Genomic DNA, 15,861 nt, shown 5'->3' with positions numbered 1-15,861 from the left:
AAAGAAAGTTTAGTGTTGTATGATGTGGAAGATATTACAGCGCTTACATCTTTGGAATTACATATTTTTAACTTTATTCTCCCTACATACTGGATATCGAAGTGATCTTGACCTCCATTTTGAGCAAACGTTTGTACAACAGTTCACATGGAATACAAGCTCCTGACAATCTACACCTTTTAAAGGGCGAAAAGCGCGAACAATGGGATGCATCACGCAGAGGGAAAGGGGACATTTTACATGAGAAAATGGCAAGGCGCAGTATTGTCCATCGGAATGGCGTTTACATTGGCTGCATGCTCCACTGGGGGAGGCGGCACTCCATCTCCGGCAGCGTCAAGTGATAATCCGGAGGATACGGTTCAGCTGACCGCAGAGAATCTCCAGCCGGAGGAAGGCGCATCACTGGTGATATGGGAAGACAAAAACCAGAGCAGCTTTATCGAGCAGCGAGTTAAAAAATTCGAAGAAAAATATGGTGTCACGGTCAAAATGGAGGAACTGCCGCCTACAGATCAGGTGACCAAATTAACAACAGATGGTCCTGCCGGGCTTGCTGCGGATGTCGTTGTGTTCCCGCATGACAAGATTGGCAGCGCCTCGGAAGCAGGACTTATTTTGCCTAATGATATCTTCGAAGCTGAAACTACAGCCAATACCAGCGAAAATGCGCTGAAAGCGGTGACGTTCAAAGACGTTTTATACGGATATCCGTACAGCGTCGAAACATATGCCCTTTTTTACAATAAAGCCTTGTACCCGGAAGCACCGAAAAACTTCGATGAAATTATCGATTTTGCCAAGACGTTCAACAATGCCAAATCCAATCAGTATGCGCTGATGTGGGAATTACAGCAGTTCTACTATAACTACGCCTTCCTGGCATCCCAGGGCGGATATATCTTTGGGGACAATGGGATGGACAGCGGTGATCTCGGTTTGAACAACGAAGGAGCGCAGAAAGGCGGAGAATTCCTGCAAAAGCTGAAGGCTGAAGTGCTGCCGCTTAAGATGGGCGATGTGAACTATGATATCAAAAAAGGACTGTTCTCCAGCGGCAAGCTGGCGATGGATATTAACGGCCCTTGGACCATTGCCGACTATCGCAGTGCCGGTATTGATTTCGGAGTTGCTCCACTTCCAGCTATTGATGGCAAGCCAATGACCTCCTTCTCGGGTGTAAAAGCTTATTATGTCAATGCATTTACCCAGTACCCGAATGCCTCCAAGCTGCTGGCCGCGTTCCTCTCGAACGAAGAAGCCCAGATGGAGAACTTTGACATGAACGGTACGCTTCCAGCAAACAAAAATGTGGCGGCTGACGCCAAAGTACAGGAAGATCCGATCAACAAAGCCTTCCTTGAACAATTCAACAACTCGACACCGATGCCTTCCCTTCCAGCCATGGACAGTGTATGGGGGCCGATTTCGTCAGCCATTACCGATATTTGGGATAGCGGCAAGGATGTGAAGGCCTCACTCGACAATGCTGTGAAACAGATCAAGGAGAGTTTGGCAACCACACAATAATGACGAAACTGCGATGACACGATGAATTATACCAAACGGAGAGGAGGGAGCATATGCGGCAACAGCATGTCCCGGTGTCTGCCCAGCCCAATAGGGAAAAGCAGCACCGGATGACAGCAGCCATATGCTCCATCATACTGCAGGGTCTCGGACAGTTATACAATCGGCAGTGGATTAAAGGCATTGTGCTGCTGCTGCTGGAGGGAGCAGGACTTGCGTACCTGCTTCCAAGGCTGTCCCAAGCGGTATGGGGAATATGGACACTGGGGGAGAATACACAGCGTTTTGTGAAAGTGAATGGTTCAACGGTGCTTCAAAAGGGCGACCATTCCATCTTTTTGCTGCTTGACGGAATTATAGTGCTGCTGGTCTTTTTTGTGTTTGTGCTCGTTTACATCCTGAACATCCGGGATGCGTATATGACCGGACTTGCAAGAGAGCAGGGGAAACCGACGCTGGGAGCCGCGGCAACGATGCGCAATGTGATGGACAAAAATTTTCCGTATCTGTTCTTGTCCATCCCGGCACTCGGCATTCTTTTTTTTACAATCATGCCGATTCTGTTCACCGTTACGATTGCGTTTACGAACTACTCTGCACCGGATCATATTCCACCAGCCAAACTGGTGGACTGGGTAGGGTTCAAAACATTTACGGACCTAATCCAGCTCAAATCCTGGAGCCAGACGTTCTACGGGGTGCTCACTTGGACAGTCATCTGGGCAGTCTTGGCGACAGTAACGACGTACTTTGGCGGAGTGCTTGTAGCTTTGTTAATTGAACAGAAAGGCATCCGTTTCAAAAAGTTATGGCGTACCATTTTTATTTTGCCTTATGCCATTCCGCAGATAATCTCGCTGCTGCTGATGCGCAACCTGTTCAACGGTCAGTTTGGGCCGATCAATACGTATATGCGAGCGTTCGGACTGGAAGGGCTGCCTTGGCTGACGGACCCGTTCTGGGCCAAAGTTACTGTCATTGTCGTCAACATGTGGATAGGTATTCCGGTCAGCATGGTGCTCATATTGGGTGTACTTACCGCTATTCCCCGTGATCTGTATGAGGCAGCTGAAGTAGACGGTGCTTCCGCGTTCCAGAAGTTCAAAATTATTACGATGCCGTTCATTTTATTTGCCACGACACCGGTGCTGATCATGCAGTTTGCCGGAAACTTCAACAACTTCAACGTCATTTTTCTGTTAACGAACGGTAACCCGCTTCGCGGAGACTATCAGTATGCAGGGGCAACGGATTTGCTGGTGACCTGGCTCTACAAACTAACACTCGACAATAATAAATTCAATATGGCTTCTGCGGTAGGTATTATCATCTTCCTGATTATCGCTACCTTCTCCATCTGGAATTTCCGCCGCTCCAAATCATTCAAGGAGGAGGACATGATCCAATGAAGAAACGCAGCAATCCGATTCGTTTGATCCTCAGTTATGTGCTTTTGCTGATCATTGCCGTTGTATCCGTTTATCCGGTTTTGTGGATTTTTCTGTCGTCCCTGCGTCCTGGCGCGGCATTGTTCAGTGAACGCTTATGGCCGGAAAGTTTCACTCTTTCTCACTATGGAGAGCTGTTTAACAATCCGTCCTTTATGTACGGCAGATGGTATATGAATACGCTGAAGATCGCCTTCTTCACGATGATTTTCTCTACATTAATGGTGACGCTGGGCATGTACGCGCTATCCCGGTTCCGTTTTCGGGGGCGTAAAACGATTCTGTCCACCATGCTTATTCTGGGCATGTTTCCAAGCTTCATGAGCATGATTGCGATTTATATTATTTTGCTGCAAATCAAACTGCTTGACACACACGCTGCGCTTATTCTGGTCTATTCCTCAGGCGCAGTGCTGGGCGGATTCATCGTCAAAGGTTTTTTTGACACCATCCCGCGCAGTCTGGATGAAGCAGCCCGCATCGATGGTGCTAGCCATCTGCGTGTGTTCACCAGCATCATTTTACCGTTATCCAAACCGATGCTGACATACGTCGCGTTAACCAGCTTCACAGGGGCATGGATGGATTTTATTTTTGCCCGGCTCGTGCTGCGTACCAAGGAGAACTGGACCCTGGCCGTGGGCATGTGGGATCTCGTAAATAGGTATCAGGACAGTAACTTTACGATGTTTGCTGCGGGAGCTGTATTAATTGCTATCCCGATTACCCTGCTGTTTGTGTTCCTGCAGCGTTTCCTCGTTCAGGGTCTGACGACAGGGGCGTCCAAAGGCTAACATCATTTCTAGGCAGGATTAGCGTAAATTCATGCTTGCTGTCAACAGCATAGACAGTCGCAGTATGCGCTCGATAAGCCGCACATGCGGCACTTCAACCAGGCACTTCCGTAACGTCATGTCTTCGTCGACTTGGCAGCGCATCGGAAGTGTCTGCTTTGCTTGTAGGGTCAGGGCTTCTAATGAAGAAAAAGGAGGAACGTGATTTATGGGCATGAACCCTTCCAGTGAACCTGAGGCTGCTGCCTACCCAAGGGGACAAGCTGTTTTGCACAGCAGTGAAGCTCCACAGACCCTATGGCGTAACAAGACGTTCCGCAGAATCCTGTACGGGTATGGCATATCCGTTTTTGGCGACTGTTTTAACAGCATTGCCATCAGTCTGTGGGTGCTGCAGACGACAGGCAGCGCCAAGAGCATGGCTGCTGTGCAGGTCTGCAATATGGCGGTCAGCTTTTTATTTGGATCAGTGGCCGGTACGGTGGCTGACCGGCTCGATCGGAGGAAGCTGATGCTGGCTTCGGACGTGTTTCGCGGTGTGCTGGCTCTGCTGATTGCGGTTAGCCTGTTCAGCTGGCATGCACCTTTTCCGGTTTTGCTGTTATTGCTCTCTCTATCGATGTTTTCCAGTCTGTTTCAGGCTCCGGCGTTTCATGCTTCCGCTGCGAGCATCGTGGGCAGAGAACACATACAGCAGGCCACGGGCACCATTCATCTGGTGGACAACCTGGCTCGTATCAGCGGTTTGGCTGCTGCCGGGGTCGCTGTAGCAGCGTTTGGTGGTTTTGTCGCTATCCTGATTACAGGTGCAGCTTTCCTATTGTCTGCAGTCTGTGTGCTGCGGGCAGGGCAGTTTCCACAGGTAATCCGTGCCAGCAGTGAACCGAAATCTTTTGCACAGGAGTGGCGCAGTTCGTTTGCTTACATCTATCGCAGTCCGCTCATTCGTTCGATTGTGCTGCTCAATCCGCTGCTGCTCCTGTTTTTCATGGCCGCCATGATGCTCATACAGGTGATGGCCGTTAACGTATGGAAGGCAAATCCGGTTCAATTTGGTTTGATCGAGACGTGTATTCCTCTGGGGTACATGATCGGATCAGGAGTATTGATTGCTTCGGGAAAAAGATTGAAACATCGCGGGCGCTGGGTCTTTATTGGCCTGCTTGTGTTAGGGCCTGTCTATGTGCTCTTGGCCAATGTATCCTCGCCTCTCATGGCGCTTCCTCTTATTATGGGCGGAGGAGCCATGTTTGCCTGCTGCACGATGCTGACCCAGATTATGCTGCGTACAGCCGTACCCGATGAGATGCAGGGCAGCGTTTACGGTGTCGTTGGAACCATTACGAGTACAGCGCCGATCCTGGGCCTGACAGTGGTCTCGATCTTTGCCGATCACTGGGGAGCTGCGGCCGTATTGGAAGGCGTAGGTTTACTGCTGCTTGCCACGGGGATCATTGCAATGACAACCTTGAAGTCCATTCGAACCTATACGTAGATATCCATACCAAAGAAGATAGGAATTCCTTTCAACAAGGAGCTGACGAAACATCCTCTGTCACAAATCCGATTACATAGCAAAACCCGGAACATACGCTGTATTTGCGTATTCCGGGTTAGCTTGTATATTCAATGATATAAAGCTCTTACTGCCAGTTTACCGTAACGGTGGCTGTTCCGCTCGCTGGAGCGGTGAATGTGTGGTTGGAACCGCCTTCCCATGTAATCGTTGATCCGTTTTTCTTGAAAAACTTGAACTCCAGCTGTTTGCCTGCCGGTACGCTGACATCATAGTACCAGGTCGGGTATTGATGAATGACCTGATTGAATGCGGGTCCAATGGCGGTTGAACCTGTGCTCCAATTACCCAGTTCAGCCACATTGCCTGTCAGATAGAGGTTCTGTCCAAGCGTGGTGGATGCATTGTTCACAACAAAGCGAACGGTAACCTGATCGCCGGTCAGGATGGTGAAGTTGTTGTAAGCGCTGCTGTTTACTCCGTTCGCGGCGACTTTGACAGCATAATTGCCGGCAGCCACGGAAGGAACAGTTACTTTAATTTGTGTATCTTCCCAAGATGTAATTGCTGCTCCGGTAACCGCCGTGGTACCGAAGTACACTGTGCCTTTCGTCGAACCGAATCCACGGCCGTCAATGGTTACAACATTACCGGGTTTCCCCATAACCGGACCAACATGACCGATGGTTGGTGTCGTTTCGGCTGCTGTGGACTCCCATACTGCCACTGCGCCCGCAGCAAGGGTGAAGTTGTTAATGCTGCCGTTCGTGGACGTGATGTTATTTCCGTTCAGCACACCACCAAGCACATCCGTGTATGAGCCTGTAGGCAGGGACGTGCTCAGCCCTGTAATATTCACTGGCGTTGACAGGTTGCGGTTTACAGCGACAACGGCTGCACTCTTGCCGAATTTGCGCTCATAGACGTATACATCATTGTTAATCCAACGCTGCTGCGTGGAACCGTAGGCAATGGCCGGATTGGATTTGCGCAGAGGAGCGAGCTTGCTGATGACGTTAAACGCTGTTGTGGATTTGGAGAACGAAGGCATTTTGGCCCGATTATCCGGATCGCCATTCCCCGTCAGATACTGTTCTGTACCGTAGTAGATGGCAGGCACACCACGTGAAGTCAATGTGAAGGCCAAAGCCTGCTCCAGGCGGCGGTTGTTAACTGCACTTGTCTTGAAGCGATCCATATCATGGTTGTCGATGAACGTCACCTGATCGTTCACTTGGTTGTAGTCCGCAGCTGTACTGTTAATCATGGAATCCAGAGCGTACATGTTGGACGTGTTATCACGGAACACATTGCGAACCGCAGAATTAAAGCGGAAGTCGAGCAGACTCATACCAGATTTGTTAGCAAAGTCCGTGTTATCTGCATCCGACGCAGCTGATCCCAGGAACCATTCACCGAAAGTGAATACCGGTTTGTGTGCGTAGATGGAAGACATCCAGCTCTTTTGCCAACCGAGAGGCATATGCTTCACCGCATCCACCCGAATGCCGTCAACGCCCATATCGAGCCACAGTTTAATCGCATCTTTGAAATACTTGTCGATGGTCGCATTATTGTGGTTGAAATCCGCGAGGTCATACAGGTTTTTGTAGATGCCGTTCTCCAGGGAAGAGAAGTCGGAGCCGCCATTGTGATGGAAATAACCGTTGGTATCATTGGTGTATCCGCCTACCAGTGTACCATTATCGTATAATCTGCCATTCTCGGCAAAAGACGTGTCGGTTTCCATCGCAGGAGAGGTGTGGTTTGGCGCAAAGTCAATGACAATTTTGATGCCTTTGGCATGAGCCGTCGTAATCAGATTTTGGAAATCGGCCATCGAACCGAAGTATGGATTTGTCTTTTTGAAATCCCGAGCCCAGTAGCCGTGATAGGCGGTATTGGTTACCCCGCTGTAGTTGATCGTTGCAAAGATATTTTCGACAGGCTGGGAGATCCACAGAGCCGTGACACCCAGATCACTGAAATAGTTATCATCGATTTTGTTGATTAACCCCTGCCAATCTCCGCCGCAGTACAGCTTCAAATTGCTGCATGTGGCATCATATGCGGCTCCGGTAGGGTTGTTGGAGGGATTGCCGTCCAAAAAGCGATCCGTAAACACTTGGTAGATCACATCTGTACTGAAGCTCTGCTTGTTGGTTACAGCGGTGTCTGTATCGGCATAGACAGCAGAAGCTGGCAGGAACGGCAGGGCGCTGCCGGCAAGCAAACCGAGGGTCAGTGTGGTGCTGAGGATTGCGCGTTTGGCCATTTGAAACATGGTAATCCACCCTTCGTGATTGTAGTAGTTTTTGATAAACAACCAATTGGCTTTGAATTATAGCGCTTACAATAGTGCGGTTTTCTTTACTAAAATGATTTGATTCCTCCTTTCAGGCGTAAACGCAGGCAACCCCGGTATCTCCTTGGGGAGTTACCGGGGTTGTCCTAAACCGCTGGGGTTTAAAAGCATAGCCCTCGAGTTATGATCACATCGCTATCTTAAGAAAAATTGGTTTTTATGTCAATAACTTTTTTCTGAGCATTTTTTTTCTATTTTTATATTTACAAAAGTATCCCGCTCGATTTAAACTATTCGCAGAATCAACCAAATTAAGGGCTATGCATTCCGGATCAGCTTGCAAGTTCGACAACCTATCCGGAACAACCCCGTCTCTTCTGAGGCGGGGTTGTTTGTTGTTACCTGCGTCCTGCAGCGGGATTCGGCAGGCTTGCTTATTTAGTTTGTCCTGAGGGAAAAGGAAAAGAAAGGGGTTGATGGCCGTGAGCACAGGTTCAGTTATAGAGTGTCTGGAAAACATTCAGGCATCGCAGCTTGGCAGCAGGCGCAGCATCTACGTATATCTTCCGGCAGGTTACGCGGAGCAGATAGACCGGTATTACCCGGTGCTGTACGTTCATGCAGGACAGCGGGCTTTTGGCCCATCCAGCCCCGGGAACGAAACGTGGCAGCTTGATCTGGCAGCGGATGAACTTATCTCTGCTGGCCGGATTGAACCGATCATCATCGTTGCCATTGCACACGTTCGTCCGGTTACTCGCAATGAATTCTACCACTACGTGGACACTGAGCAGGAAGCACTCGGCATAGGAGGCTCAGGAATTGAATATGAGCATTTTATTATCCACGAGCTTAAACCGATGATTGATCGGCAGTACCGGACACAGAGGGACAGAGATAACACGGGATTACTTGGTTCCTCAGCGGCTGCATTATGCACCCTGCATATCGGAATGCGTCATCCGGATGTGTTTGGCAAGCTGATCATGATGTCTCCATACTTTGTGGATGCGCAGCTGGATGAACAAGCATCCAATGGACTGCGGGAGAAAGACATATACCGTCTGCCGGATACCATTCCAGATGTGCAGATGTGGGTGGATATCGGAGACACCGAAGGATTGTTTCTGCCTGAACAGGTGAGGAGGGTCATGCAGGAGATGCTGCATCGGGAGGCGGATGTGAAAAAGCTGGCTTACTTCGAACAGCCGGGCGCCTGCCACCAGGAAGCGGATTGGGGAGCACGTGTGCATCTGCCCCTGTTGTATATGTTTGGCCAGACAGGTCAGCCTGTTTCACTGGAGCTGTATGGCAGAAATGTCATCGGGCTGAAAGGAGGGATGCAGGTAAGGGTTCAGGCCAGACTCCATTATGATCATGGTCTGAGTCTGACATTGCTGAGCGGAGCGTATGTTTCAAGTCATCCTGATGTTCTTCAGGTACTTGCAGATGGTACGTTGATTCCCCATGCCGCAGGGAGTGCAGTGATCACAATGCAATTCGGTGCATTGACGGCTGCACGGAGTTACAGGGTCATCCCTGAACTTACCCCCGTTGTACAAGTCTGTATGCAGGCCGAATTCGCGTCATCATTCGCGTCAACGGAGCAGCGGGAAGAATCCATCTACGGTGGGATGGGCATGAAGCTCATGCATACAGGCGATGGTCACTACGAGGGCTGTTACCGTATTCCGAGGGACAGCGGTTTTTCCTTCCGTTTTACGCGTGGATTCCGGCAGTTCGAGACCGATCGGGATGGCAATCCCATAGCCAATCGAGTTTTTCGTGCAGCCGAAAGCATGTCTCTCCACTATAATATCCAGGCTTGGGGCAGTACGTCTGCCAAAGCCAAAATAGGAGGCTCCCCCAAATGATAATCCAATCCTTCGATCCAATACTGGACATCCCCTATTATTATCCATGCAGCTTTCCTCTGATTCATGAAGTGCTGCAGCGGCAGGGCTCCATGTCGAGTCTTGCCATGCTGGCTGCCAGCCGTTTATATACGCTGCCGTCTTGCGAAGATAACGGCTTGGTCAGGACTTATTTTCACAAGCTGGATTATGAAGAACCGGTCTGGAAGATGAATGACGAGCGGGAACTGAGCAGCTTCGAGGAAGGAAAAGCACAGATACGGCGGCATCTTGAAGCGGGCAGACTTTTTTTGGCGACAGGCACCAGCTATCATCTGCCTTATTGCGACGATTACCATAATCCCGAGTATATTAACAAACATGTCAAAGAAGGCTCACGACATTATCTGGTGGATCATTGGCTTGCCGTGTATGGCATGGATGAAGAGCATATGTATGTCTACGACCCTGTGTTTTACAAGTTTAAAGGCAAGGTAGAACATGCTGCTTTTCATGAATTTTGGAAGGGACATCCGGCAATACCTGAACTTACGGGTGTTAAACAGAGGGAGATGCTGCGAACCTACGGAATGACGGACATTCAGGCAAACGTCCTGCTGGATTCGCAGGGGTACCGGGAGATGCTGGCTCAAGCACTGACTACCCAGGTGCATGAATTTCTGACAGGCAGAACAATCACGGAGGGGGAGCGGCGTTTTCATTTTGGACATGCCGTATCTGCGAATGTGATAGAGGCGCTGGAAGCAAATATAAGAGGAGATGCAGCGAGCAAAACACGGATTTCGAGCCTGGTTTTTGATATGCGGTGGAGCCGATATTATTTCCGGGATCTGCTCAAGGAATCCGCTCAATGTTTGGGCGCGCCGCTCGATCAGTATGCCAGGGAATATGAGAGCATTATTCATCGCTGGGAAAAGGCAAATAACCTGCTTCAGGTAGGACAGATGAAGCAGCGCGAAGGATGGCAAGTACAGCTGTCAGGAGTAGTACAAGAGCTGGCCGCAGATGAATGGCGTTGGTATGAATCCTTCAGACAAGCACTGCCTCAAGCATCCATCTATCCGCGGCAAACCCAAACGGTCGCCGAGCAGGATCACAGGTCAGCCCTGCTGCGCATCGTACTGGACAGCTGTCAGGAATTGAATGCATTTCATAACACATTCATTCCACTGGATGAGGGCGGAAACGCTCCGCTTTATGGGCGGGATGGACGACTGAATTCACTGGAACTGGTGTCTTTGCTGGCTGTGGTGGAGCAAAGTATGGAAGAGCATTGGGGTACAGGTGCGGGAAGTGCTCTAGCCGAGATTGCAGCTGCTTCCCTGCACGAAAGTCCATATCAGACGGTAGGTTCGCTGGTGGATTATCTTGCAAAGCAGTGGACCGTGGATGGTTTCGAGGATAATGCGGCTGTTTCAACGAACCGTGCAGGTGGTTCGGATTCATGGGCCATCGGTGGACACGGGGAGGCTGCGAGGTGACCATAGACTTTATGCTGGAGCGGTTTGCAACCTATGGACAGCAGCCTGCATTGATCTGGCAGGATCAGGAGTACAGCTTCGACTGGCTGCTGAGTCAAGTTCATCATATGAGGAACTGGATCAGGACAGAGGGACTTTCCGGGCAGATTGTAACGCTGGAAGAAGACTATTCCCCGTATGCAGCATCGGCACTGCTCGGGCTGCTCGGGGAAGAATGCATTGTGCTCCCGATGGATCGGAACTTGGTCGAAGCTAAACGTCAGGAGTACGTGCGGCTGGCACATGCGGCTGTGCGTCTGGAGGGAGAAGCAGGTCGGTTGGTAATAAGGCAGACATATGATCGACGGGAAAAAGGCACGGTACCTCCTATTCTAACTAAGCTTGAGCAGGAAGGGGGTGGCGGGCTGGTTCTTTTCTCTTCAGGTTCTACCGGGGTGAGTAAGGCGACCGTTCATCGGGCGGAGCGGCTTCTGCAATCTTTTCAACGGCAGGTACGTCCTTTGAGAACGATTCCCTTTATGATGTTTGATCATATCGGTGGATTGAACACGATGTTTCAATCCTTATCCAGCGGGGGCTGTCTGTGCATTCTGGAGAATCGCAGCCCGGAGGAAGTATGCCGAACGATTGAAAGGCATCGTGTACAGGCACTGCCGGTCTCCCCAACTTTTATGAATTTGCTGCTGCTGTCGCAGTGTGACGAAGTTTACGACCTTTCCAGTCTTGAGGTGGTCTCCTATGGTTCGGAAGTGATGCCCGATTCTGTTCTGGATGCCTGGGTCCAGCGGTTTCCGAAAATCAGAACGATCCAAGCTTATGGCATGTCCGAACTGGGTATTTTGCCAACACGCTCCAAAGAGCCCGGATCTTTATTGTTTTCGATTCAGGATGAAGGAGTGAAATGTCGGGTTGTGGATGGCGAACTGCAGATTTACACGGAAACGGCGATGATGGGTTATTTGAATGCACCTTCCCCGTTCACAGAGGACGGATGGCTGCGAACGGGGGATGAGGCCTTAGTAGAGCAGGGATACATCCGTATATTGGGTCGCCGTTCCGAAATCATTAATGTGGGCGGCTGGAAGGTGTATCCCGCTGAAGTGGAGAGTGTGCTTGAGGAAATGGACTGCATCGAAGCGGCAGTAGTAACCGGCGAAGCAAGCGGGATTACAGGTCAGCAGGTGAAGGCAGTCGTTCGATTGGCGTCCGCCTGTCCGTTGGCAGAGCTGCGCCGGGCCATCTGGGCCTACTGCCGGGACAAACTGCCTGCATATAAGATTCCGCAGAAGATCGTCATTACAGAGGAAGCATTGGTCAGCCCGCGAATGAAAAAGGTTAGAAAGCCGATATCCTCACCGGATTAAAGGATAGTACAGCAGCTTCATAGGCAAATTCTCAGTCCCGGCATACTGAGCAATATGTTTGGTTCACTCTTGATTTAATCACCGCTCAGAGACCATTCAAAGAGCATAATTTGAAAAAAACAGTGACGTTAATCTCCCGAACGCATAATCCCAATGGATTTGCGTTTTTTCGGGTTAATGTAGGTGGGAGTTGAGTCCAAACACGCGCTCCAATTCTAACGATCTCCAGACACCTTATTTGGAGCAAAAGATGGCTTTTCAAATTCTAACGATCACCAGGAACGTTAATTGGCAGATTTCACTGAGAAAAGCACCAATGTTAAAGTTATTCGGTGAAATAAGGTTTCTCGGGATCGTTAGAATCCCAACAGTGCTGGATGGGAGGAAATAAGGTCATCTGTGATCGTTAGAGTTAGGAGCGTGGTTGGAACAGGGGCCACAATACATGGCATTGTTCTAACGAAATTTTTCTCTAGGTAAAAAGGGCTGAACGTGATCTACGTTTAGCCCTTTCAGATTCAATAAGCTACTCTAACGAAAACCTGACCGCACGGCTGAGCATCATGATGCACCAAACTCGTTACACTGCGCGCACAAGATGAATGCGGCACGAGATTAACCAAGCTGCTGCACTCAAGAGATGTAACTAAGTTACTGCACCTAAGAGATGTAACAAGGCTATTGCAATCAAGATAGGGCAATGATGATCAAGATACATTATTCAAGAAAAAGCAATCAAGCACAATCAAAACAATACCATCAAGGTACCGCCATCGAAATCACCCCATCAAGCTCAAACCTCTCAAGATTTAACCCATCAATGTCAAACATATCAAGTTCCACCTTACAAAGATGCCGCAGAATGGGACGAACACATATTAGCTGGAAGGCCGCCTTATTGAACAAAGGCAAAATGAATGCTGCAAGCCAGAGACTCATTTTCTGAAAAAATCAAGCTTCTGCTGGCTGTTTAACCTCAAGCTGCAGCAGGGAAAAACCATAGGCTGCAAGGTTCAGGGTCAACTTGTTCAGCCCAGCTTCAACAGGGGCGGAGGTGAACAGGTCCCGCCAGATGCCGCGATCTCCCCACGCCAGTTCAAGCGAACAGGGCTCATCACTCGCATTAAGCACCAGCAGTACACGCTCACCCGTCTCCGAATCCACGCGCTCTACAGCAAGGCATGGATCGCCAGCTTTGGCATAAACAATCTTGAGATCCGCACTGCGCAGCGCAGGATGCTGCTTGCGTAACTCAATAGTGCGGGTGAAGAAATGAAGCAGTTCGCGGTTCTGCTTGGTCACATCCCATTCCATGCATTTCCGGCAGCCCGGATCGTATCCGCCATCCAGCCCGATCTCATCCCCGTAGTAGATGCACGGCGCACCCGGGTAGGAGAACAGAAGCATAACAGCCAATTTCATTTTACGCACATCGCCATCACATAAAGTCAGCAAGCGCGGGGTGTCGTGGCTGCCCAGCAGGTTGAATGCAGCTTCGGTGACAGGCTGAGAATAGGACGCCAGCAGTTTGCCGATCTCGTTGGCGAAGCCCAGACCATCCAGTTTGCCATGTACAGTATAATCCAGCACCGAGTTGGTAAACGGATAGTTCATGACCGCATCGAACTGGTCTCCCTGCAGCCACATCAATGAATCATGCCAGATCTCTCCGAGCAGATAGGCATCGGGCTTGATCGCTTTCACCGTCTGCCTGAATTCACGCCAGAACTGGTGATCCACCTCATTGGCTACGTCGAGACGCCAGCCGTCAATATCCATCTCCTCAATCCAGAAACGGGCGACTTCCAGCAGATAGGCTTTTACATCGGGATGTTCTGTGTTGAGCTTTGGCATGAGTGGTTCAAAGGCAAACGTTTCGTACGTTGGAATTCCATCCTCGACACGCGGCGGCCAATCCTTGATATAAAACCAGTCAGCATAAGGGGAAGCAGCCCCATTCTTCATCACATCGACAAACGGAGGAAACTCTCTTCCAGAGTGATTAAATACAGCATCCAGCACGACCCGTATACCACGAGCATGGCACGCATCCACAAGTAATTTCAACTGTTCGTTCGTACCAAACTGAGGGTCAATCTTCAAATAATCGGCTGTATTGTATTTATGATTGGTTGTTGCTTCGAACAGCGGACAGAAGTAGATGGCTGTGATACCCAGTTCACTGAGATGGTCGAGATGGTTCATCACACCCTGCAGATCGCCGCCGAAGAAATTCACCGGTGTCGGCACACCGCCCCACGGCTCGGCACCAGCTGGAGTCAAAGAGGGGTCACCATTCGCAAAACGTTCGGGGAAGATCTGATAGAATACGGCGTCCTTCACCCAAGCCGGCGGTTCAAAAATATCCACGGGATTCATGAATGGAAAATCAAACATTTCCAGCGGGTGTTCCGGCAGCGCCTGCACGAATCCGCGCTCGGTCATCCAGACAGATTCTTCCCCTTGAATAAGCTGGAAGCTGTAGCGCAGTCTGCGATAGGGCGGAGACGTCTCCGCTTCCCAATAGTCAAACATTTCATCTCTGGCGAAAATACGCATCGGAATGTGTGTGATGGTTCGATCCCAGGCATATTTGTCTCCTGTGATCGCGATGACGGCGTCCAAATCCCCTCGTTTGGAACGCAAGCGGAGATGCATGGTTGTGCGATTGTAAGCATAGGACCAGTTCAGTTTGGGACGATGATAGATGGCTTCCAAAATCATGGTAATCACTCCTTGGCTTGATTAATAGATACAGGATAAGGCCAATTAGTGCCGTGAAAACGCAAAAAAGGTACAACCTCTCAAGTTCACGAGGTTGTACCTTTCGGCAGCATAGCCTTTTGATTATATCGATATTATACGAAGTATTTTGGCGAAAGAAAATACTTTTTTTCCTTAAATATCAATTTTGCTGCTTATATACAGCACCAATTACAATTCGTATCCGAGTTTTTCAGCATAAACACTGATTTCTTCCTGATACTTCTTGATATTCTTGATTCCGGCTGCAATTTTGTCGTTGCCTTGTTTCAAGAACGTTTTATTGATTTTGGTTTTCGATACAGATTGTTTAAACAACTGATATCCTTCCAGCTGGGCATAGCTGCCTTTAATCAATTTGTCATGGATTTTTTTCAGCTCGGGATTCGCTGGCTTGACTTGCTTCAGCATGGAAACATATTTGGTGTAATTCGGGATAACCGTGTTGTTCAATCTCAAAAAGAATGATTTGCGATTGGAGGAAGTAATATAATTGTTGCCTCCGGCGGCATCCAACGCCTTGCTTTCATAAACGGCCAGAGCTTCGATTGCTTCCAGATAATCAAGGAAATCTTGTTCATCCGCAGAAAGCGCTGCTTCTTCGCTTGTGCTGTTATCTTCTGTAACAGACTCATCTGAAGTCGTCGTTGTAGTGCTGTCGGCTGCTGAAACATAAGCTCCTGCCGGGAGCAGTGTTCCGCCAAGCAAAATGATACTCATTAAAATAGATAGAACCCAATTTTTTCTCATGTTATCCTGTCCCCTGTCTCTATATATGTGATTTTA

Annotated in this window: 10 protein-coding genes; 7 read left to right on the top strand and 3 right to left on the bottom strand. The window is 49.4% G+C overall.

What is annotated here, in order from left to right:
* Positions 1–240: 240 nt before the first annotated feature.
* From ABXS70_RS21400 to ABXS70_RS21385, 4 genes are all read left to right on the top strand, one after another.
* On the top strand, positions 241–1,530 hold the full coding sequence (locus ABXS70_RS21400; protein ID WP_342554370.1) for a maltose ABC transporter substrate-binding protein: 1,290 nt from the start codon (positions 241–243) through the stop codon (positions 1,528–1,530).
* Positions 1,531–1,583: 53 nt separating this feature from the next.
* Positions 1,584–2,939 carry a sugar ABC transporter permease gene (locus ABXS70_RS21395; protein ID WP_342554371.1) on the top strand — a complete coding sequence of 452 codons (1,356 nt, stop codon included), beginning with the start codon at positions 1,584–1,586 and terminating at the stop codon, positions 2,937–2,939.
* A complete protein-coding gene (locus ABXS70_RS21390) occupies positions 2,936–3,772 on the top strand; it encodes a sugar ABC transporter permease (RefSeq protein ID WP_366290726.1) in 837 nt (278 codons plus the stop codon). Before ABXS70_RS21395 ends, ABXS70_RS21390 begins: the two co-directional genes overlap by 4 nt.
* A gap of 208 nt (positions 3,773–3,980) precedes the next feature.
* Positions 3,981–5,267, top strand: a complete 1,287-nt coding sequence (locus tag ABXS70_RS21385; protein WP_366290723.1) for an MFS transporter — start codon at positions 3,981–3,983, stop codon at positions 5,265–5,267.
* 148 nt (positions 5,268–5,415) lie between these two features.
* On the opposite strand, the gene ABXS70_RS21380 is transcribed toward ABXS70_RS21385, so the two are convergent.
* On the bottom strand, positions 5,416–7,563 hold the full coding sequence (locus ABXS70_RS21380) for an alpha-amylase family glycosyl hydrolase (RefSeq protein ID WP_366296725.1): 2,148 nt from the start codon (positions 7,561–7,563) through the stop codon (positions 5,416–5,418).
* Positions 7,564–8,075: 512 nt separating this feature from the next.
* Between ABXS70_RS21380 and ABXS70_RS21375 the strand changes: the two genes are divergently transcribed.
* From ABXS70_RS21375 to ABXS70_RS21365, 3 genes are read left to right on the top strand one after another with little or no spacing between them, the layout of a single operon-like run.
* Complete coding sequence (locus tag ABXS70_RS21375) at positions 8,076–9,467, top strand: alpha/beta hydrolase-fold protein (protein ID WP_366290720.1); 1,392 nt, start codon at positions 8,076–8,078, stop codon at positions 9,465–9,467.
* Positions 9,464–10,948 (top strand): hypothetical protein, encoded by a 1,485-nt coding sequence (locus tag ABXS70_RS21370; RefSeq protein WP_342554376.1) that lies wholly within the window; start codon positions 9,464–9,466, stop codon positions 10,946–10,948. The genes ABXS70_RS21375 and ABXS70_RS21370 overlap by 4 nt, the downstream gene beginning before the upstream one ends.
* Positions 10,912–12,312 carry a fatty acid--CoA ligase family protein gene (locus ABXS70_RS21365; protein ID WP_342554377.1) on the top strand — a complete coding sequence of 467 codons (1,401 nt, stop codon included), beginning with the start codon at positions 10,912–10,914 and terminating at the stop codon, positions 12,310–12,312. The genes ABXS70_RS21370 and ABXS70_RS21365 overlap by 37 nt, the downstream gene beginning before the upstream one ends.
* A gap of 951 nt (positions 12,313–13,263) precedes the next feature.
* Here ABXS70_RS21365 and ABXS70_RS21360 read toward each other — a convergent pair.
* Together ABXS70_RS21360 and ABXS70_RS21355 are read right to left on the bottom strand one after the other, a co-directional pair.
* Positions 13,264–15,036: an alpha-glycosidase gene (locus tag ABXS70_RS21360; RefSeq protein WP_342554378.1), complete on the bottom strand. Its 1,773-nt coding sequence runs from the start codon at positions 15,034–15,036 to the stop codon at positions 13,264–13,266.
* Positions 15,037–15,246: 210 nt separating this feature from the next.
* Positions 15,247–15,825 (bottom strand): hypothetical protein, encoded by a 579-nt coding sequence (locus tag ABXS70_RS21355; protein WP_342554379.1) that lies wholly within the window; start codon positions 15,823–15,825, stop codon positions 15,247–15,249.
* Positions 15,826–15,861 lie beyond the last annotated feature (36 nt).

Origin of the sequence: Paenibacillus sp. AN1007, assembly GCF_040702995.1 — a bacterium.
GTDB lineage: Bacteria > Bacillota > Bacilli > Paenibacillales > Paenibacillaceae > Paenibacillus.
This window is presented reverse-complemented; position numbering and strand designations above follow the sequence as displayed.